16 protein-coding genes and 6 pseudogenes are annotated in these 19,713 nt (G+C 68.2%); 13 read left to right on the top strand and 9 right to left on the bottom strand.

Annotated features, from left to right (window positions below):
• Nucleotides 1–80 precede the first annotated feature (80 nt).
• Both AMK33_RS37520 and AMK33_RS37515 read right to left on the bottom strand, forming a co-directional pair.
• Nucleotides 81–566, bottom strand: a complete 486-nt coding sequence (locus AMK33_RS37520; RefSeq protein WP_073937641.1) for a hypothetical protein — start codon at nt 564–566, stop codon at nt 81–83.
• A gap of 547 nt (nt 567–1,113) precedes the next feature.
• Nucleotides 1,114–1,890, bottom strand: coding sequence for a calcium-binding protein (locus AMK33_RS37515; RefSeq protein ID WP_073937639.1), 777 nt, complete (start codon nt 1,888–1,890; stop codon nt 1,114–1,116).
• 1,397 nt (nt 1,891–3,287) lie between these two features.
• On the opposite strand from AMK33_RS37515, the gene AMK33_RS37505 reads away from it, so the two are divergent.
• The gene (locus AMK33_RS37505; RefSeq protein ID WP_073937637.1) at nt 3,288–3,893 is read left to right on the top strand and encodes a lytic polysaccharide monooxygenase auxiliary activity family 9 protein; all 606 of its coding nucleotides are present in this window, start codon (nt 3,288–3,290) and stop codon (nt 3,891–3,893) included.
• A gap of 418 nt (nt 3,894–4,311) precedes the next feature.
• Nucleotides 4,312–4,960 (top strand): annotated as a pseudogene (locus AMK33_RS44365) (IS5 family transposase); the annotation flags it as partial.
• On the opposite strand, the gene AMK33_RS45365 reads toward AMK33_RS44365, so the two are convergent.
• Together AMK33_RS45365 and AMK33_RS42610 are read right to left on the bottom strand one after the other, a co-directional pair.
• The gene (locus AMK33_RS45365) at nt 4,921–5,082 is read right to left on the bottom strand and encodes a PGAP1-like alpha/beta domain-containing protein (RefSeq protein ID WP_443030951.1); all 162 of its coding nucleotides are present in this window, start codon (nt 5,080–5,082) and stop codon (nt 4,921–4,923) included. The pseudogene AMK33_RS44365 and the gene AMK33_RS45365 overlap by 40 nt on opposite strands.
• Nucleotides 5,083–5,122: 40 nt before the next feature.
• Nucleotides 5,123–5,473 (bottom strand): hypothetical protein, encoded by a 351-nt coding sequence (locus tag AMK33_RS42610; protein ID WP_073937635.1) that lies wholly within the window; start codon nt 5,471–5,473, stop codon nt 5,123–5,125.
• Nucleotides 5,474–5,682: 209 nt separating this feature from the next.
• Between AMK33_RS42610 and AMK33_RS37485 the strand changes: the two genes are divergently transcribed.
• The 3 genes and pseudogenes from AMK33_RS37485 to AMK33_RS45360 form a co-directional block, all read left to right on the top strand.
• Nucleotides 5,683–8,493 (top strand): AfsR/SARP family transcriptional regulator, encoded by a 2,811-nt coding sequence (locus tag AMK33_RS37485; protein WP_073937633.1) that lies wholly within the window; start codon nt 5,683–5,685, stop codon nt 8,491–8,493.
• A gap of 889 nt (nt 8,494–9,382) precedes the next feature.
• Entirely contained in the window at nt 9,383–9,559 is a 177-nt protein-coding gene (locus AMK33_RS42605) for a hypothetical protein (protein ID WP_158075165.1), read from the top strand.
• 87 nt (nt 9,560–9,646) lie between these two features.
• Nucleotides 9,647–9,869, top strand: a pseudogene (locus AMK33_RS45360) (IS5/IS1182 family transposase); the annotation flags it as partial.
• A 91-nt stretch (nt 9,870–9,960) separates the two neighbouring features.
• Here the strand turns inward: AMK33_RS45360 and AMK33_RS37475 are convergent.
• Nucleotides 9,961–10,455: pseudogene (locus AMK33_RS37475) on the bottom strand (transposase); the annotation flags it as partial.
• A 102-nt stretch (nt 10,456–10,557) separates the two neighbouring features.
• Here AMK33_RS37475 and AMK33_RS37470 point away from each other — a divergent pair.
• Nucleotides 10,558–11,154 carry a DUF4240 domain-containing protein gene (locus tag AMK33_RS37470; RefSeq protein WP_073937729.1) on the top strand — a complete coding sequence of 199 codons (597 nt, stop codon included), beginning with the start codon at nt 10,558–10,560 and terminating at the stop codon, nt 11,152–11,154.
• Between the two features lie 3 nt (nt 11,155–11,157).
• On the opposite strand, the gene AMK33_RS40925 is transcribed toward AMK33_RS37470, so the two are convergent.
• Together AMK33_RS40925 and AMK33_RS40920 are read right to left on the bottom strand one after the other, a co-directional pair.
• On the bottom strand, nt 11,158–11,835 hold the full coding sequence (locus AMK33_RS40925) for a transposase (RefSeq protein WP_079195124.1): 678 nt from the start codon (nt 11,833–11,835) through the stop codon (nt 11,158–11,160).
• Between the two features lie 218 nt (nt 11,836–12,053).
• Nucleotides 12,054–12,308 carry a transposase gene (locus AMK33_RS40920; RefSeq protein ID WP_158075164.1) on the bottom strand — a complete coding sequence of 85 codons (255 nt, stop codon included), beginning with the start codon at nt 12,306–12,308 and terminating at the stop codon, nt 12,054–12,056.
• 340 nt (nt 12,309–12,648) lie between these two features.
• On the opposite strand from AMK33_RS40920, the pseudogene AMK33_RS37460 reads away from it, so the two are divergent.
• Nucleotides 12,649–13,181, top strand: a pseudogene (locus tag AMK33_RS37460) (hypothetical protein).
• Between the two features lie 365 nt (nt 13,182–13,546).
• Here AMK33_RS37460 and AMK33_RS37455 read toward each other — a convergent pair.
• On the bottom strand, nt 13,547–14,308 hold the full coding sequence (locus AMK33_RS37455; protein WP_235618308.1) for a hypothetical protein: 762 nt from the start codon (nt 14,306–14,308) through the stop codon (nt 13,547–13,549).
• 198 nt (nt 14,309–14,506) lie between these two features.
• Between AMK33_RS37455 and AMK33_RS37450 the strand changes: the two genes are divergently transcribed.
• The 6 genes and pseudogenes from AMK33_RS37450 to AMK33_RS37420 all read left to right on the top strand — a co-directional run bounded on the left by AMK33_RS37450 (nt 14,507) and on the right by AMK33_RS37420 (nt 18,863).
• Nucleotides 14,507–15,139 carry a hypothetical protein gene (locus AMK33_RS37450; RefSeq protein ID WP_079195122.1) on the top strand — a complete coding sequence of 211 codons (633 nt, stop codon included), beginning with the start codon at nt 14,507–14,509 and terminating at the stop codon, nt 15,137–15,139.
• A 1,136-nt stretch (nt 15,140–16,275) separates the two neighbouring features.
• Entirely contained in the window at nt 16,276–17,079 is an 804-nt protein-coding gene (locus AMK33_RS37440; protein WP_201263149.1) for a class I SAM-dependent methyltransferase, read from the top strand.
• Nucleotides 17,080–17,113: 34 nt separating this feature from the next.
• Nucleotides 17,114–17,272: pseudogene (locus AMK33_RS37435) on the top strand (IS5/IS1182 family transposase); the annotation flags it as partial.
• A gap of 69 nt (nt 17,273–17,341) precedes the next feature.
• Nucleotides 17,342–18,010, top strand: a pseudogene (locus AMK33_RS37430) (AAA family ATPase); the annotation flags it as partial.
• Nucleotides 18,007–18,201: a hypothetical protein gene (locus tag AMK33_RS37425; protein ID WP_073937625.1), complete on the top strand. Its 195-nt coding sequence runs from the start codon at nt 18,007–18,009 to the stop codon at nt 18,199–18,201. The pseudogene AMK33_RS37430 and the gene AMK33_RS37425, both read left to right, overlap by 4 nt.
• A 203-nt stretch (nt 18,202–18,404) precedes the next feature.
• On the top strand, nt 18,405–18,863 hold the full coding sequence (locus tag AMK33_RS37420; protein ID WP_073937720.1) for a PH domain-containing protein: 459 nt from the start codon (nt 18,405–18,407) through the stop codon (nt 18,861–18,863).
• Between the two features lie 224 nt (nt 18,864–19,087).
• On the opposite strand, the gene AMK33_RS37415 is transcribed toward AMK33_RS37420, so the two are convergent.
• Nucleotides 19,088–19,615 carry a DinB family protein gene (locus AMK33_RS37415; RefSeq protein ID WP_107425343.1) on the bottom strand — a complete coding sequence of 176 codons (528 nt, stop codon included), beginning with the start codon at nt 19,613–19,615 and terminating at the stop codon, nt 19,088–19,090.
• Between the last annotated feature and the right edge of the window lie 98 nt (nt 19,616–19,713).

The raw sequence follows: 19,713 nt of genomic DNA, 5'->3' as shown, positions 1-19,713 counted from the left end.
TGCCGGGAGACACCATGAGGCCGTCGCACAGCTTTGCCGCCCGACGGTTCCCGGCTTCCGCGAGCCGTGACCGGCCGTGCTCAGGCAGAGATCCGCACCTGCCGGTAGGGGACCAGCCGCACGGGTCCTACCAGCCCGTACCGCTGGCGCGGCTGACTGGTCTGCGCGGGGAATCCGTCGGTGACGCGTAGCCTGTTCCTGAGCGGAGTGGCCACCCGGACGGTGACGGTGTTGGTGCCGGGCCGCAGAACCTCGGTCAGGTCCATGCGCCGGGTCACCTGGTCGCCCGGCGGCACGGCTCGGCCGTTGACCGTCACCTCATAGGTGTCGACGACTTCACCGAGGTGGAGGTAGGCCCCGTCCAGGTCCCCCAGCCGGACGCTGGTGGTGTAGGTGCCGATGCCCGACACGTCCTGCAGGGCGGGGATGTCGGACCAGGGCCGCAGTGCGTCAAGGGTGAGGTGGTGGGCGGTGGTCGCGCGCTTGCCGTCCGGGCCGCGGTGCCAGTCCTCGACGTCCAGCGTCCAGGAGCCGAGGGTTTGCGCGCTGGGGACTTCGGGGGCCACTACGGTGACCTTCTTTCCGTAGCGCCGGTGAGGCGGGCGGGGCGTGACGCCTCCGGACGCATGGAGGCCCGAACGCCGCCCGGACCGGCGCCCGGGCGACGGGTGCTGTTGTGCTGCGCCTGCTCAGCACCGCACGTCGACATCGGTGTACAGGAGCAGCTCACGGAAGGAGGGACCGGCCCACACGGTGCGGGTGCCGGTACCAAGGACCTAGTACTGCAACGGTGCTCGCACTATGACCGCATAGGTTCACCGGGTTGGGTCCCCGATCTGGTTGACGCAGCGGCCCACCGCGATGATCTCCTGCTGGTCGACCTGCCGGGTCTCTACGGGATCGGGTAGGCCGAGCAACGTGGAGACTCGCGCCCGCGCCGACCGACAGGTTCGACGGTCCGGTCCAGCCGGGTCACCTCGTGTCGCGCGGGGACCTGCCGCCTGCGGCGTTCGTGGTTGACGCGGCTCGGGTGGCGGGTCGCCGACGGTCGTGGCTCGACGCCCGCGACGCTGTTCGCGCCGCGAGCCAGGGCCTTCGGGCATGGAGGCGCGCTTACGGAAGGACGATGTTGCGGCCTGGTCCGCCTTCGAGAGCGTCCTTTCCGGCGCCACCGCAGACGAGGTCGTCGCCGCCTTCGCCGTCCAGTGTGTCGTTGCCGGGGCCGCCGAGGACGATGTCGCGGCCGTCCCCGCCCATGGCGTGGTCGTCGCCGGGGCCGGCGTGCACGGTGTCGTCACCGCCGTAGCCCTCGATCATGTCGTCGCCCCGGCCGCCCCACATCTGCTGGTTGCTGCCGTCACCCATCAGGTGGTCCATGCCGTCGCCGCCGTGCAGGGCCGCGGGTCCCATGACCATGTCGTTCCCCGCGTCGCCCAGCACCGTGCGTGCGGTGTGGGCGTGCAGTTCGTCGTCGCCGGGGCCGCCGCTGACGGTGCCGATCCCGGGGGTGAAGGCGGCGATCGTGTCGTTGCCGTCACCGAGGAAGACGTCGATCCTGTCGGGCCGGGGGCTGTCAGCGGGCAGTTCGCAGACGACGGAGGTGGTGTCCTCGGCTCTGGAGTACGCACAGTGGTCGCCCGGTTCGAGCGGGACCACGTCGCTGAAGCCGATCCGCCGGATCCCGTCGCTGGTGTACATGGAGAATATGTTGAGGTTGTTGGTCTGTCCTGCAGCGGCGGTGAAGACGATCGACTGAGTTGCCCAGTCGGCTCCGACACGGGCCTTCGCCTCGGCGGCGGTGGCGGTGGCGGCGGCCGCCGGGCCGACGGCGAGACCGGCGGTGAACAGGGCCACGGCGACCGCGCTGACGGTGGCTCGGTTTCGGTTCATCAGACCTCATCTCGGTGGAGTGACGGTGGACCGACCTGCTTGGCGTGGTACTGCCGGGGACCGGGCGGACCCGGTCGTAAAGGCAGTCTCCCCTGCCGGTCCGGATCTGCAAGACCGCGAATTGACGCGGCGTCATGGTAAGCCGATGTCCCTCCGGATGTGATGGTTGGGCTTCTTCGGTCAGGCATGTTCCCGGTGTCGCCTTGACAGAGTTCGCTAGCTCAATTCTGTCTCAGCGAAGGCGAGTTGGCCGATGCAGTCGATGGTTGGGAGTGCCGGAGGAGCGGAAGGCGGCTGCCCGGGTGCGGGCGGAGGAGCTTCGCCCGCAGGCGGAACGAATCGCGGCCGGATTCTCCGAGACGGAAGCGGTGTTGGAGCGTCGGGTGATCGACCGGGAGGAGCTCATCGAGGCCCTGACCGCTCCGGACGTGGCGGAAGTGCCCGCTGCGGGTGCGCGGGGCGGTATCGGCGGTGGTCGAAGAGGCCCTTGGCGCGGGGCTGTCATGTCGCACTGGCACGAGGTGGCGACCGTGGAGGTGCTCGCGGTGGACTACCGACGGGTCGTCGAGCTGGTGGCTGCTACGTGGGTGAGGGCGGAGGGCTCGGCGGGGGAACCATCATCAGTGGGGAACTGGCGACGGCCGAGCCGCAGCCCATGCCGCCCGCTCACCGCGGGGCAGCCCCGTCCGGAACAGCCATGTCAGCAAACATGGAACGGACCCGGGTGTGATCAGCCAGCCTCTTCTCCATGGCCTGGCTGACGGTCCACCGGGAAGTGTTCCGGCATCTGGTCCGCGAGCGTCTCGGGGCCGCTGCGGCGGCCCAGGTGAGTTGGAGTGCGCCGAGACTGATCTGCGTTGCCGGCGGCTTCCCTCACTACGGCATCCATGCTCCAGTGCCGTCGGTTCAGATCCGAGGAGTACGCACGTTCCCGCTGCGTGCCATCGGCCGCGTTCCCCGTCCGATGCACCATAAAGTCACAGCTCCTACCAGGCAACTTGCCCGGCGAGGCCGACTCGGGTGTACGGAAGCGCACCACCGGGGCCTGTGATCTCGCGTGTTGTGGAACTGGACAGCCCTCACGCCAGAACCGGGTTCCGTTGCCATGCTGCGAACACCCCTCCCCGGCATCGCCCAGCACACCGGTCCAGGTCGCATCCTCGCTTTCCGGTCCCGGGAACGGTTCTGACTCCTGGCTCACGGCAGATTCCCTGCTCGCCGCCCACCCCTGCAATCAACTCTGTTTGTTTCATTGACATTTCACTCAGAAGACGTACCGTTGGGAGCGCTCCCATAACAGTCTTACAACTGGAAGGAGTTCCCCCCACATGCGCAAACAGAGTCCGTTAACCGGGCGTTCGCGGTCGTCCCTCCGCCGGCCTCTCCAGGCGCTCGTCATGGTGTTCGCCGTAGTTGTCGGCGCACTGGCCTGGTCGGCCCCCGCCCAGGCTCACGGCACCATCGTCAACCCCGCCTCCCGCGCGTATCAGTGCTGGAAGACGTGGGGCAGCAACCACACGAGCCCGGCCATGCAGACCGAAGACCCCATGTGTTATCAGGCATTCCAGGCCAACCCCGACACCATGTGGAACTGGATGAGCGCGCTCCGCGACGGTCTCGGTGGCCAGTTCCAGGCGCGGACCCCCGACGGGACGCTCTGCAGCAACAACCTCTCGAGGAACGCCAGCCTGAACAAGCCCGGGCAGTGGAAGACGACCAGCGTCAGCAACAACTTCACGGTCCAGCTGCACGACCAGGCGTCCCACGGTGCCGACTACTTCAGGGTCTACGTGAGCAAGCAGGGTTTCAACCCCAAGACCCAGACCCTGGGCTGGGGCAACCTCGACTTCATCACGCAGACCGGCCGCTTCGCCCCGGCGCAGGACATCAGGTTCAACGTCAACACCTCCGGCTACACCGGACACCACATCCTGTTCGTGATCTGGCAGGCCTCGCACCTCGACCAGGCATACATGTGGTGCAGCGACGTGAACTTCGGCTGAGCCGGAGAGCGTCGCACACGGCACCGGCCTCTGCCGGGCGCCGGTAACCCGCCGCCCGGCCGACCGAGCTCCGTCGGGGCAGGGGACCCATTTGGTCACCCTGCCCCGACGGGGCTCCCTGCGCTCCTGGTGTGAACACACCCGATCACGCGGCAGTCGCACGGTAGCCGGCTCCCCACCGTCTCGTCGTACGACTCCGGCACTCAACGGCCATGGAGAATCCTCGGCACCGTCAGCCCACCGGGGCGTATCGCGCCGCCCGGCGTACCCGCGCCGCCCTGGCCTTCCCCGGCCGCCGACAACTCTCGGAGACCTCATGCCCTGACGAAGCTTCCTCCCGGAGCACGCCTCACTTACTGGCTCCAACAAAAGTGGTTTGATCATGTGACTGTCTGCCTGATCGCTCGTTGATGTGGGCGTGGGGAGGCGTCGGTCGCGGCCGTGGATCGTGTCGGACGAACTGTGGTCGCTCATCGAGCCGTTGCTGCCCGAGCCGCCGCCGAAGCAGGTGGAAGGGCGGCCGCGTGTGCCGGACCGGCAGGCGTCGTGCGGGATCCTGTTCGTCCTGCACACCGGGATCCAGTGGGAGTACCTGCCTCAGGAGCTCGGCTTCGGCTCGGGCATGACGTGCTGGCGGCGTCTGGCGGCGTCTGGCGGCCTGGAACGAGGCGGGCGTCTGGGACCGGCTGCACCAGCTGCTGCTGAACAAGCTGCGGTCGAAGAACCAGCTGGACTGGTCCCGGGCGGTGATCGACTCTCCCCCTGGCTTCGCCGGGGGCACCCCCACCCACGTCCGGGCCGTACGCAGGGGCCCAAAAGCGGGCCCAGCCCGGTCGACCGCGCACGTCCGGGCAGCAAGCACCCCGTCATCACCGACGGCCGGGGCATCCCGCTCGCGGTGTCGCTGACCGGCGGAAACCGCGGGCGACGTCACCCAGTTGCTACCGCTGCTGGACAAGATCCCGCCAGTGGCGGGAGCCGTGGGCCGACCGCGCAGGCGGCCCGACATGCCCTTCGCGGACCGCGGCTACGACCACGACAAGTACCGCCGGCTCCTGCGGCAGCGGAAGGGCGGCCATCCCTCCATATGACGCTCGGTGCCCGTCAGAGCCGCCCGGATGATGAGGCCGCCCATGGAGTGGCCGACGAGGTCCACGCTCCATCCGTACCGGGAGTCATTCTTGTAGATCTTCCACGCCAGGCGGCGTCCGAGCTCGATGAGGGGGAGGTCACGGGTTCCGTCGTAGGTTCCATCGCTCCTCTTCCTGATCAGATAGGTCGCAGTGAGTGTCGCCGTTGTAGAACTTCACCTGGACGAACTTGCCTCTCCGTCCCCAGCGCTTCATGGCCTTCTCGGCGGTGTTCCAGCGGGACGTGCAGCTCACGCCGGACTTGGCGTGACTCGTCGGCGGGTCGTAGCCCTTCGCCATGTAGACCTTCTCGGTGGTGCCGTTGGTACGCGGTGGCGATGTCGCATCCGGATCGGCGGCCGCGCCCGTGGCACCGATGAGCACCGTGGACAGACACAGCGCCACGATGCCGAGGAGTTTCCCCGTGGTGGTGAGCGAGTTCTTGAGCACCGCAAGCTCCTTCTTCAGGGACGGTGGTTGACGCGGTGCCCGCCCCGCGCGGGCACCGCATCAACCACCGTTTCCAGCCGACTGTGGTCAAACCTTGGACAGACCTTGAACTGGCAGGTCAGGGTGACGAGCAGGCCCGGCAGGACGCCGTCCGGTCCGGCTCGACGACGGGATGGGGCCGGGAAGGGGCTGTGGAAGCAGGAGGTGCGGTGACGGCGCGGTTCGCGGTGCTGGGTGACATCGAGGTCCAGGTCGGTGGTCGGCCGCTCGACATCGGGCACATGAGACAGCGCGGTGTACTGGCGGTGTTGCTGGTCGACGTCAATCGCACCGTCTCGGTGGATCAACTGGCCGACCGTATCTGGGCGGACCGGCTCCCGCAGCGGTTCCGTTCCACCCTGTACAGCTACCTGTCCCGCTTACGGCAGGCGCTGAGCTGCCTCGAGGGCGCCGGGGCACGGATCGTGAAGGAGCCGGGCGGTTACCAGCTCACCGTCGACGCCTCAGCGGTGGACCTGCACCGGTTCCGGGATTTGGTAGCGCGGGCCAGGACCACCGAGGACGGCGAGCATGCCGTAGCCATGCTCGAGGAAGCGCTCGGCTTGTGGCGGGCCGAGCCGTTCGCCACCCTGGACACGCCGTGGTTCAGCACGCTGCGCGAGACGCTGGCCCGTGAGCGGCTCGCAGCCGAACTGGACCGCAACGACCTCGCGCTGCTCCAGGGTCGTCACGGCGAGTTGCTGGCCGACCTGACGTCGCGGGCCGAGGCGCACCCCCTGGACGAGCGGCTGGCTGGTCAGCTGATGCTCGCCCTGTACCAGTCTGGGCGGGCCGCCGATGCTCTGAGCCATTACCGGTGCACCCGGGAACGGCTCGCCGAGGAGCTCGGCGTGGACCCCGGGGTGCCGTTGCGGGACCTACATCAGCGGATCCTCTCGGCCGATCCCGCACTGGCATCGTCGCACTCCTTGCCGACGGCTGCCTCGCCGCGGCCCGTGCCCCGGCAACTTCCGGCACCGCCCGGGGTGTTCACCGGCCGCAGCAAAGAACTGCACCAGCTGACGGCAGCGTTGGAGGCTTCGGCGGACACGAAGGGTGGTCCGGGCGGGACCGTGGTGATCTCGGCGATCGGCGGCATCGGTGGCATCGGCAAGAGCTGGCTGGCCCTGCGCTGGGCGCACGAGAACACGCACCGGTTCCCGGACGGACAGCTGTATGTGAATCTGCGCGGCTTCGACCCGACCGAGCAGCCGGTGCCCGCCGCCCTCGTGGTACGCGCCTTCCTTGATGCGCTGCACGCCGTCCCGGACAGTATCCCGGCGGACCCGGACGCGCAGACCGCGCAGTACCGGAGTCTGCTCACCGGGCGGCGTATGCTGATTGTCCTGGACGATGCCCGCGACGCCGACCAAGTCCGGCCGCTGCTGCCGGGCAGCCCTTCGTGCACCGTGCTGATCACCAGCCGCAACCGTCTGACCGCGCTGGTGGCAACGCACGGCGCCCAGTTGCTGCCGCTCGACGTCCTCGGCCGGGACGAGGCGCACCACCTGTTGGTCAGCCATCTCGGCACGCCCCGGGCCGCTGCCGAGCCGGAGTCCGTGGCCGCGCTGGTGGACCACTGCGCGGGGCTCCCCCTGGCCCTGGGGATCGTGGCCGCCCGCGCCGCCACCCACCCGGACTTCCCACTCGCCGTGCTGGCCGCGGAACTGAACCAGGCCACCGACCGCCTCGACGCACTGGACGTCGGTGATCTCACCGTCAGCCTGCGGGCGGCCTTCGCCGCCTCCCACCGCGCGCTCACCTCGTCGGCCGGCAACCTGTTCGTCCTCCTGGGCCTGACCCCCGGGCCGGACATCAGCCTGGCCGCAGTGGCGAGTCTCACCGCATCTTCCCCGGCCCGGGTCAGAGCTCTGCTGGCGGAACTGGAGTCCGCCCACCTGGTGCGGCAGGACCGCCCGGGCCGCTATCGGATGCACGACCTGGTGCGTCTGTACGCCGCCGAACTCGCTCACCAATTGCCCGGCCAGGACAGGGAGGCCGCCCTGACCCGGTTCGTCGACTTCCATGTGCACACCGCTTACGCGGCCAACAGACTCCTGGACGGCCCGAACACGCCGTTCGCGATCCGGACGGAGCCGCCGGCGCCCGGGTGCGGCCCGCTGAGCCCGGCGGACACCACGGCCGCACTCCAGTGGTTCGACGAGGAACACGTCTGCCTCCTCGCTGTCCAGTCCCTGGCCCTGGCCACCGGCCGTCTCCCCCAGGTGTGGCAACTGGCCTGGTCCCTCATCTCGTACCACCAGGCCGGTTACCACCTGACCGAATACTTCACGGTCTGGCGGGCCGCCCTGACCGCAGCCGAACGCCACGGCGACGCCCCCGCCCCCAGAGCCCTGGCCCACTGGCGCTACGGACACGCCCACTCCCTGACGGGCGACCACAGCGAAGCCCTGGACCATCTCGGTGCCGCCCTCACCCTGGCCGAACGCACCAACGACATCACGGGCCAAGCGCACATCTGCCGCACCCTTGGCCGGGTCTGGGAGCAGTACGGCGACGACGAGCGCGCGCTGGACCACGCACTGCGCGCCCTCGTCCTCTACCAGCAGCTGGATAACCCGGTCTGGCAGGCCAACCAGCTCAACGCCGTCGGCTGGATGCATGCCCAGCTCGGCCGCTATCCGCAGGCGCGTGTCCACTGTGAGCAGGCGCTGCGCCTGTACAACGAACACGGACGTCCCGGCGACGCCGCCTCCACCCTCGACAGCCTTGGTTACATCGCCCACCGCACCGGCCGGCACGCGCAGGCGGTTGAGTACTACGAGCGGGCCCTGATCCTCTTCCGCGAGTACGCGGACTTCTCCAACGAGGCGGACACCCTCGCCAATCTGGCCGAAACCCATCAAGCCATGGGCAGCCTCGCTGCCGCCCGCGAAGCCTGGGAGCAAGCCCTGGCGCTGTACCAGGAACAGAACCGCACCGCACAGTCAGAACAGATACTGGCCCGACTGCGGCACTGATCCCGGAGGCCCCGGCCGCTATCCGCAGACGGCTGGCCGTCGTCCCTCGGCCCAGTGGTTCAGTGGTCGGCTCGGGCGGGTGCGCTTGCTGAGCGGACGGTGACCTCCCTCCAGCGGCGGTTGGCGAGTGGTTGACGGTCGACCGTTCAGCTGCCGCTCACCACCGGTGTGGAGCACAGGGTGGCGAGGCAGACCGCCAGAGTCGGCGCCGCCCCGACGAGGCTCTGCTCAAAAAGCAACAGCGCCTTCACCCGCCGCCCAGGGAACCCTTCACCGTCGCGTTCGGCACACGAGGCGGACGAACGGGAGTTCACCATCGCCGTCGAGAGCGTGCCTGGTCGGTCCCGCACCATCTGATCGACACTCGGGGCTGGGCCCGGTCACGGGGCGACGAGCTGATCGTGACCGCCGTCGGCGAGGACCGAGCCTCCGAACAGCACAGCCTCCAGCCGGACACCTCCGCCGGACCGAACTTCGGCATCGTGAACGACAAGGACGAGTACTGATGGCCACCCGTATCCGCACCATCGCTGGAGCCCACGGCGCCCCGCTGGCCGGGGCCATCGAGCTGACCAAGTGGCTCGGCACTGGAACGCCGTGTGAGGCCAGTCGCCTGCACGCCCTTTGCGAATGGTGCCCTGATCGGCTGATTCAAGGTTCCTCCAAGAATCGGGCAAGGTCGCGTGAGCAAGGTGGTGGCCGTCGAACAAGTGCGGCGGCCCGGGCCTCCCCGCCAGGGCCTTCACCGGAGGAAGGGATACCGATGGACATCCGCAAGATGATCGCAGGGCTCGCTCTCGGAGCCACCGTAGGACTGGGTCTCATGGCCACACCTGCCCAGGCGGCTCCCGCAACGTCGCCTATCGCTCCCGCCAGCACGAAGAGCGACTTGGACGGCCTGAGCCCACAGGCGACCAAGCACTTCTACAGCAGCCACTGGACCCGTACGGAGTGCGAGAACCGAGGGTGGTACTGGGTGAGCCTGCACCCCACGTGGACCTGGGAGTGCGCCCCCGGCCTCGGCACTGACGGGAAGTTCAAGTACCACCTGTACCTGTGGTACTGAAGGGTGTTGTAGAAGGCCGCGAGCAGGGCATCTCCTGCGCACGGGCAAAGTTGAGGACCGAACGGGTGTGGGAGGGGGCGTTCACCGGGCCGCGGGTGGGGCCGCCCGTGGCGGCTTCCGCTGGCTGACCGGGTGCTGCTGGTAGCCGTGTACTACCGCACGCGACGCACACGACGCGGCAGTTCGCCTCGCTGTTCAGCGGCTCGGTCCGCTGCTCACGCTGAAGCCGGCCGAGCGGCTGTGGATTGTGGACGGCATTCTGGTCCCGGTCCGCGGCCGCCCGGTCGGCGCGCCCTCGCACAATTGGAAACGCCAGATGACTGCGATCGGGGAATTGTCCAGGGCGGCAGCCGACGCTTCCGGACACCAATGCGGCTACTGACCTTCAAAGCGTGATGTCGTCATGATGGTTTGGGCAGGCCGATGCCGGTGAGGCAGCCGTCAAGGGCGTCGTGTCGGTACTGGAGCCGGCGCAGACCGCGTCGGACGGCGGTGATCAGGTCGTCGGGGTCGGCGAAGGCCCGGTTGGCCGTGGTGGTGCGCCGCAGCACGGACCAGATGCCCTCGACCGGGTTGAGGTCGGGGACGTAGGGCGGCAGTTGGAAGACGGTGAGCCAGTCACGGTCGGCGATGTAGCGGCGCATGCCGGCGGTGAGGTGGGTGTTGAAGTTGTCCCAGACCAGCACGATCGGTCCGCCGAGTTGCTGGGGGGCGGTCTGGATGATGTCGCGGTAGTCCTGCCAGGAGAAGCTTTTGAGCCCGTCGGGCCGGGCATCGGGACAGGGCCGGTAGATCAGCCTCGAGGGTTCGCCGGCCTTGTAGCAGACCAGGGCGGCGACCGATAAGCGGCGGCGGGAGCGGACCCGGACGCGGATCACGGAGATATGGCCGCGGCGGTGATGACGCTTTTTGAATCTGGCTCTGTCCGCGGTCCCGTGAAACGGGTCGGCAGGGCGGCCGGGATCGATTGTCATCGGGTCGTGGCAGAGTGCGCGGTCATGGACATCGACACGTTCTGGGACATCATCGAAACCGCGCAAGCCGGGGCAGCCGAAACGGGCGAGCCATTCGACGAGGTCCTCGTCAAGCAGCTCGCGGACAGACCGCGGCAGGAGATCCTGGAGTATGCGGAACGCTTCGACGAGCTGCAAGACGCCCTGTACCGCTGGGATGTGTGGGCGGCTGCTTACCTCATCGGGGGTGGGTGCTCCGACGACAGTTTCATGGACTTCCGCGCTGGGGTGATCGCCTTGGGTTGTCAGTGGTACCAGCGCGTGGCCGCTGACCCCGACAGCCTCGCTGGGCACCCTGATGTGGTTCAGGCTGCGAACGTCCGGGACCGTTCCGAAGTGCTGTTCCACGAGGACGTGAACTATGCAGCCAGCGGGGCGTTCGAGCGGATCACGGGTGATGCGGATGCCTTCTACGAAGCCTGGCAGGGTTTCCGCGGGACTGATACGGAGAGCGACGACGTCGTTGACATGGGCGAGGACTTCGACTTCGACGACGACAAGGAGATGAGCCGCCGGCTTCCCCGTCTGGCCGCCCTGTTCCTTGGCCCAGACCACCGAGAAGGGGCTCCGGTAGTTCCGTGATGCTCATGACCGGGTGAGGATGCGGGTCCGCAGGAGTTCGAACGAAGCTCGGCCGTACATGGCCCTCTTGAGTGTTTTCACCCGGTTCACGCGGCCCTCGACCACTCCGGAACTCCACGGCGGGCCGAGTCCGGCGGTGACGGCGTCGAGGTCCTGGCGGAGGAAGCCGGCGAAGCCCTTCATGGGCTTCGATGCGTCCTGCTCGGCCTGCCGGATCCACTCGAGTAGCAGGTATCCGCGCCGGTGGCGGACCAGATCGGCGAACGCCCGAGCGAGGTCGCAGGTCCGGGTGATGTCCGGGCAGGCGAGCCGGACCTGAAGCAGCCGCTCGTCCTGGCTCTCGGCGAGCGTCTCGTGGGGCCGCATGATCCAGGGGGTGATCTTGCGGGGGCCGGGGATGTCGGCCCGGACCGGTTCGGCGGTGCCCGCTCGCAGGGCGGCGAGGTGTTTACGGACGACCTGGCGACTGCCCCGGTAGCCGCGGGCCTGGATCTCCAAGAACAGCCGGGTGCCGCTGACCTGGCCTTGGTCCTCGGTGAAGCGGGTCTTCAGGTATGCCTTGAACGGCTCCAAAACGCCGTTGGGTCGGCGGTCGCGGGCCGAGGCAAGCAGCTGGTCGAGGGCGGTGTCGCGGAAGCGGCGGACGGTCTTGCGGTCGAGGTTCAGCCGGCGGGCGATCACGCTGACCGTCCAGCGTTGCTCCAGCAGGCGGTGGATGTCCTCGTAGCGGTGACGGGTGCGCTCGATGATCTGCGTTCGGGGCAGTTCCCGGGCGGTAACAGCATCTGGGCCACTTCGGGCACTTCAGCCACCGTTTCCTCCTCGGCGCGTTTGCGCAGGCAGTCGCGGTGCTGGTGGCAGGTCTTCTCGACCGCGGCGGACAGGTTCTGCAGCAGGTGTCAGCGGTCAGCGACTTCCAGGGCGTCAGGGGCGGCTTCCTCGACCGCCTTGGTGCAGGCGGTGGCCCGGTCCCGGCAGATGATCTCGGCCCCGGGGTGCTCGGTCAGCCAGGCCGCGAACGTCGCGGAGGTGCGGTCGGGCAGCACGTCCACGACCCGGTCGGCCTCGACGTCGACCAGTACGGTGCCGTAGGTGCAGCCCTTGCGGAAGGCGAACTCGTCCACCCCCAGCACCCGCGGCGCACGGTCCGGCACCGCCGGCGCCGTCAACAGCCTGAGCAGCCGGGGCCGGCCTGCGGTCAGCCGCAGTCGGCGGCACAATCGGGCAGCAGGACGGCCGCCGAGCTCGACCGCGATCGACCGCGGTCAGCCCGTCAGCTCGACGCTGGAGCGGCGATGCCGCTCGGACAGGCCCGGCACCTGCTCGACGAACGTTTTGCGAGAACAGCTCTTCCGGTCGCAGAAGTACCGGCGCACCCACAGCCGGACTATGACCCGGCGAGAGGCCAACGGCCGCTCGTTCAGGGTGCGTTAGTGCATGTTGCGTACGCGTCTCGGCTGCTTCCGGCAGTCCGGGCACCAGCCGGGCCGAGCGGTGGACACCGCCCCCACGGCCAGGGCGTCGGAGCGCCCCATCCTCTTCCTCGACGTTGACCGCCCGCTCAGCCCGTTCGGGTCGTCGTCCAGCCGCCTGCAAGCCCCTGCTTCCGGCTCTCAGACGTCCCTCGACCGAGAAAACCCACTACTCGGACGGCTTGGCCCGGCCTCGGACCACGCCTCATGGCTCTGAGCTGCGAGCTCGTATGGGCCTCGACCTGGATGGAGGATGCGAACGAGGCCATCGCCCCATGCCTCGGACTACCAAGGCTGCCCGTCGTGAAGTGGCCGGACGTCTGCTCCGAGGACGGCCCGCGCGGCCTGCGCTGGAAGACCCGCCACCTCGTCGAGTGGGCCAACCGCCGGCCCTTTGTCCGGGTCGACGACGAGATCAGCGCCATGGACCGCGTCTGGGTCGCCGCCCAACACCCTGGGCCGTCACTCCTTCATCGCGTCGACCCGGCCGAAGGCCTCGTGGATGCCGACTTCTCAGCGCTCGCCGATTGGCTCCGTGCCGCTGCGCTGAGCTGAGCCGAGACCAGGCGATCAGAAGATGCGGGCACATCCTGTTGGCTCGGCCGGGCGGACACGGATCGTCGCCGTAGCAGGCTGCTGGGTGCTGTCGCCATCCACTCTCGTTGCCGTCGGTGCCCTCGCGCGACCCGCTCAAGAGAGCTGCTGACATGCCCGGGGATACACCAGCACCTCCTCCGGCATCGGTCACGACTCACGCCGGCTTCAGCGTATGGTCCAGGCACTCGCTCGGGGCACAGGTTGCACGTCGTGCTCTCCGCCGCCGCCGCGGTCGTCGTGACCCAGCACATCGTCGGTCAGCGGAACGCGGGCCACGAGAGCCCGACGGCCTTCGAGGAGTGGGCCAGGGCGGCGGGAGCTGATCAGCTCTCTGCTCCCAATCCTCCCGCGGGGCGGGCATCCTGGGCGAGGTAGCGCAGGGCGCGCATCACCGTATCCGCCTCCTCGCCGTGCAATTCCCGGCTGGGTCCCCCGAGGGCGGCACCCCGGGCGGCGATGTCGCGCAGGGCCCGCAGCGCGGTTCCCGCCTCCTCGACCTGCGATTGCCGACTGGGCCCCGCCGCCTGGAGATCGCTTCCCATGGCAGCGGAGATCGCTTCTCGCTCGGGAAGGAACGCGATCGGGGCCGAGTATGCGGCCAGGCCGTTCACGCGGACCAGGCGCAGCTCGCTGGGTTCTATCTCGGAGCCAGACAGGACCACTTCGGTGCTCTCGACACGGCCCCGGGCGACCCAGCAATGGTCGCTGCTGTTCCGCCAGAGTTCGAACGTCACGGGTTTTCCGTCTGCGGTGATGGTGACGGGTTCGGAGACCGGCAGGCTGGCCGGAAGTCCCTCACCGGCGTGGCAGTAGTCCTCCAAAGCGTCCGCCAGAGCCTCGCTGGCCTTTGTACCGCCGGAGGAGGCGCTGAAAACCATGACATGCTCGACCTGCGGGTCATAGGACGCAGAGCCGAACCACAGATACACATGGATGTCGCCGGTGACTCGGTTGTAGCCGCCACCCTTGAACTGTCGTGATTCCGGCCAGTCGGCATCAACAGCGACGACCCTGAAGCCACCTGCCGAGTCAGGGATGCCTTGATCGTTAATGGGATCTCCTTGTGCTCGTCCGTGATCAGGCATCCTGCCATGCGCGAGACCGGGGCCAACTGGTTGGGCCCGGGCTGGTCGGTGCACCACCACTCTCACGGGACCGGTCTCACCAGGTTCTGACAGCGGAGCGCACGGGGCGCCTCTTTGGGATCGTGCTGGCGCCCTCGACACCCGCTTTAGACCGTGGCGGCGCGGCAGTGGGTCCGGCATCATCCCCGTGTGATTGTGATGCAACCCGTTCTGGAGATTTTCACTGCCGACGACTTTGCGCTCTGGCCCATTGGCGAGCACGAGTCGTACGGCTACCTCGTTCTGGGCGGGGAGCTGACTCCGGCGGAGGTCGGCACGGCAGTTATGCGGATCGCCGACTGCAACGACTTCGAGCCGGAGGAGGAGCACGGGCCGTGCCCGACCGACCCACTCGGCACGTTCCTGCACGGACTGCTCACCATGCCTGACCTGTTCGCCGCCGGCGGGTTCCGGGTGACCGACAACGCCACCGACACCGTCTTCGTCGAGCCGGGTTGCTGCAGCGGCCTGGAGACCTGGCGGGACTGGCTTGAGGTGCTCGACGGCACCGGCTGCTGCTACTTCGGCCACGACCCGTCCTCGATGGCCGAACGCGTGGGCGACAGTGTCCGGCTGACTCTCGACGCCTACGGGGAGGAAGACAGCCCGGTGATCGAGCTGCCAGTGGGCCAGGTACGCACGCTCGTCACGGGTGCCCAGCGGGACTTGCAGGACTTCCTCAACCTCGCCGGAAGCTGGGCCGGACAACACCTGCCGGCACACGCCGCCGCCGTCACCGCCGCCCTGGCACGGGCGCTGGACCTGGGGCCCACACAACGACCAGCTTCCTGACCCACCGAACGCGCGTGCACGACGCCCGCCTCCCTCTCCGCCGCCGGCACAGCGCGCTGCGGACCTGCACCACCCTCTTTGCGCCATACGGCTTCCGGGCTACCTACCACCGCCTCACGCTCAGCGCCGCGATCCCCCGGCGGCTGGAGGCGGACCCGGACGCGCTGGTGCGGGCGGTGGAGGAACTGCATGAGGCGAGGGTTGTGTGGCTCGCGCGGGCGGAGGAGTACACCAAGCAGCGCCGGGCAGAGAAGCGGGCCGGGCGGCGGGCTGTAGCGAACCCGCGACCGTGGTGGCTGCGGAGCAGGTGGGAGGGCCCGGACCGCGCTTGGTATGAGGACCCGTTTCGCCACCCGTCGCTGCGACTGTCCCAATACGTCCGGCGACAGAACGCGATTCTGGACGGCGCCGCTCTCCCCGGCTGCCCGGCCTGTGGGGACGAGGGACCGCTGGAGTCGAACTCGACCGGGCACGGCTGGGTCGAGTTGTGCCGTGGGTGTGCGTGGACGCTGGTGCCATGCCCGTGCGGGCAGCGGCACCGGCTCGTGCCGGAAACCCCGTACCGATGGAACGAGATCTGGCAACGGGCGCACATGAGCGATGACGGCATGCCGAACCCACACTGGCCCGCGAGCTAGCCAGTTGAATTCGCCACGGCGAACGCTCGGGAAGCCAGACCCCGCCAACCGCAACGAACCCGCGCGCGGGACCACCACAGTCGTCAGCTGACATGCAGGTTCCGGCTTACCAGCGCTCAGGATTCTGGGAACCCGCGCGCTTCCGCCCGCACCGACGGCAAGGCATCCTTATTCTCCGAACTGCTTGGCAGTAGAGGCGGTCGCTGGCGGTCCTTCATCCGGACGCGGCGTTTCGGCAATCAGTTTGGATGGCTGTGCCTAAAGCGCTCCGCAGTGAACGCACGCTTGCCGGCCGCGGTCCCCATCGTGGCCGATGGGGCGCCGGTGGAGTGGGGGTCTGCGTCGGTGAGGCGTGTCGCGGTTTCCCACGAAATCCGGTGGAGTCTCAGCGGCCGGAAGTGGTTGGGTCCTGCTCAATGCTTCGCTGACGCGGCCCGGCACAGTGCGAGGCACAAGGTCCGAATCGCAGGCGCGGTCTAGCCCGCGTGTCGTCGAGTGATGGAGGTTATCGCGGTGGCTGGTTATGGGGCGCTTTCCGACGTATACGAGTGGCTGATCGGGGACGACAGGTTGACCCCCGCCAAGGCAGCCGCGGTTTACTACAGCGATGTCGTGGGCTCTCTGCCGCCCAACGCGCGCGTCCTCGACTGCGCGTGTGGAACCGGCCAGCTCGCCGTCGGTCTCGCGAGTCTTGGCCTTGACGTGGTCGCCGCAGACGCCAGCAATGGGATGGTTCGCCGGACCGAGAAGGCCGCCGACGAGCAGGGTGTCTCGCTTCGAGCCCTCCGCGCGAGTTGGGACGAGCTGCCCGACCACCTGGAGGACTCCACGTTCGATCTGGTGTTCTGCGTCGGCAACTCGCTCGGGCACGCCAAGGGCGCAGCCGGGCGCCTGACCGCACTGGAAGCGATGTCGCGGCTGCTGAATCCGGGCGGACGCCTTGTGCTCCACTCACGCAACTGGGAGCTCGTGCGCTCCGCCGGCTCACGGGTAGACGTCCGCGATCGACTCATCCGCCGCAACGACCGCGATGCGGTCGTCAGCTACTACTGGCAGATCGGGCAGCGCTGGGAGCAGGAACACTTCCTCGAGATCGTGGTCGCCCGGATCGAGCCGGATGGGGCAGTGCGAGCCTGCTCGGAGCGGTTGTCCATCTGGCCCTACCGGTACGAGGACCTCGTGGCGCAGTTGCGGAGCGTCGGGCTCACGGTGCAGTCCACCACCTTCGACCCCGAGAGCGATGGATACCTGGTGGTCGCCAGCCGCGACCAGGCGCGAGGTACGTCTGAGCCGGCGCGCTGATCCGCCTTTCGTCGTTGTCGTTGCCGACCTGCCGGCTGTCAACCGCTCGCATGCAAGGATCCTTACGCTCGTCGAGCAGGCCATGGCCACCCTCAAGACCTGGCGGCTCCTGCGCAAGCTGCGATGTTCCACGACTCGCATCACCAGCCTGGTTCAGGCCGTCCTCACTCTGCATCTGACCTGCTCAAACTGAGGTTGGAAACAGCTCAGTGGGACAACCGCGTTCACGGCCCCGCTGGGATTCGCTCGATGCGAACAGTAGAACTTGACAGGGAACGCCACCAATTGTGAGCAGTCCGTGCGGGTGGAGCTGGTGATGGTCGCCAAGCGGCACGGCATGCCCACCGTCGCGGTCATCGTCGCCACGCCGCTGGATGTGTGCCTGGAGCAGCAGGGCCCGCGGCCGGACAACCGGCACGTGCCCGAGGACATCGTCCGCGCCCAGCACCAGGCCATGGTCCACTCGCACCAGCGGCTGGCCGCCGAAGGCTTCAACACCATCGTCTTTGCCGACGCCCTGTACCGCCTGGAGCCATTCCTCGGTCTGGGTGATCTACTGCTGGTCCGCCGCTTCTTCGGCCCGGAGATCCTGCCGCTGTGGCGGTGGCGGCCGGGCTCGGACCTGGTGACCGGCCGGGACCGCGTCGCGGAGGTCCGGCTCGGACAGCAATCCCTCACCTTGGCATTCCGTGACAACGTCGACGGCGAGGGCGACTTCGGCTTTGACGTGGCGCTGCCCTGCCCCGTCGCCCCGGAGTGCACCGGGTAGTCGTGGGCGCCTGCCTACTCGGTCACCGACCTGCACAAGGCGCTGACCGGCGCCATGGACGACGACCCGAACATCGTCTGCACCGTCCACGGCGACGATGTCGACCAGGACGCCGCCCCAGAGGGTCGCGCGGACCTGGAAGCGCAGTACGCGGACGCGTGAGCCGCGCCGCCGACGGCCCGCACCCGCTCGCCCCGGCCGAACTCCCGGCCAGGGATGAGTGGTGGCACGGCTGCCGGGACTGCCACCTGCCGATCCAGGGCGGGGCAGCCCACCTCGCCGCGCACCGCCTCACCGTCCACCCCCACGCCGGTGATCCCCGGCGCCCGATCACGATCCACTTGGAGTTCTGACCCACCCTCACCGGCGTGCCGGACACTCCGTGCCGCCCCGGCCCTGTTCGACGGAGGCCAGGTCGGTCACGGTGGTCCCTCCTTACCGAGTACACGAGAGGAACTGGACGTCATGCACCTGCGGATTTACGAGACACCTCAGGCGTTTAACTCGTCAAGTTGGTGGGCTCGTTGTTCGAGTGTGTGTCGGTAGCATCATGGACATGCCCGATGTGTGGATCGGTCTCAGCGAGGCTGAGCAGAGGAGAAACTGGTGGTGGACCGGTTTCCTGACGCTGGTCTTTGCCGGTGGGGCGGTAGCGGTCGGCCTGGCCGAGTTGACATCAGACCGATGGTGGTGGGTTGGTGGCTTCGGTGTCGTGTGGTTGACCTCGGTTTTCTACATGATCAACCGTGGATACGGTCGGACGCGCCTGACTGCGGATGGCATGGAGTTCCGCACCTTCGTGAGCCGGCGCTCGGTTCCCTGGAGCGAGATCACCCGAATCGAGAAGCGACAGCACCTCACGCGTAGTGGGTCCTGGTGGGACCTGCGGGCCGTACGGGGCCGTGGGCGTTCGCTCACGATTCCCGGGGCCTTCACCAACCGGATGTGGGATGCCGAGTTCGAGCGGAAGTTGTCCGTCATCCAAGAGCGTTGGTCGCGAGCGATCGGCGGCTGACGGCACTCATGCCGCGTGAGCTGCGGTGGCTGTGGGGAACGCGACGGCTTCGTCGAAGTGGGTCCCGTGTTGGAGGCAGTGGTAGAGCTGTCCGGCTCCACCACTGTCTTCAGACGCGGCAGCATTTCGACGAACAACGCGCTTTCACACCGGTCCTTCAAGCTGCCGCGTGACCTGGAGTCGACCAGAGGTTCCTGGTCGCCTTCCGACCGTGCGAGCACACCTCATGCGCCAGTAGATCCGTCGATCTGCTCGCGGATGAGGTCGGCATGGCCGTTGTGACGTGCGTATTCCTCGATCATGTGCACCATGATCCAGCGCAGGGAGACTTCCTGATCGCCGACGTGCCCCGCTTCCTGTTCGGACAGGCGGCCGGAGTCGTCCAACGATGCGTCAGCGATCAGCTCACGACCGCGAGAGACCTCCGCTTCCCACGCGGCCACCGCCTCGTCGAGCCCTCGTTCAGGTTGAAGGGAAAAGCCATCGAGGTTGCTCTCCCCGAAGACCGGCGGCACGTTCTGATCTGCGAACACACGCTGGAACCAGTTGCGTTCCACCTCAGCCATGTGCTGCACGAGTCCCAGCAGCGTCATCGACGAGGGTGACGCCACAGCAAGTCGTAATTGGTCATCTCTGAGGCCCGAACACTTCAGGGCGAGAGTCGCACGGTGAAATCCCAGCCATGCTTCCAGCATGGCCCGCTCGTCAGCATGCGCGGGAGGAATTGGCCGTCCGTCCGGTGTCGTATTCATGAGCACACCGTGGCAGCAGCAGCCGTACCTCACGCGTGTCTTCGCTGGTGACGAACGCACGTCTCGTCCTCTCCCCGCCCATGGCGCACAAGCCGACT

The sequence above is a fragment of the Streptomyces sp. CB02400 genome (assembly GCF_001905725.1).
Classification (GTDB): domain Bacteria; phylum Actinomycetota; class Actinomycetes; order Streptomycetales; family Streptomycetaceae; genus Streptomyces; species Streptomyces atrovirens.
This window is presented reverse-complemented; position numbering and strand designations above follow the sequence as displayed.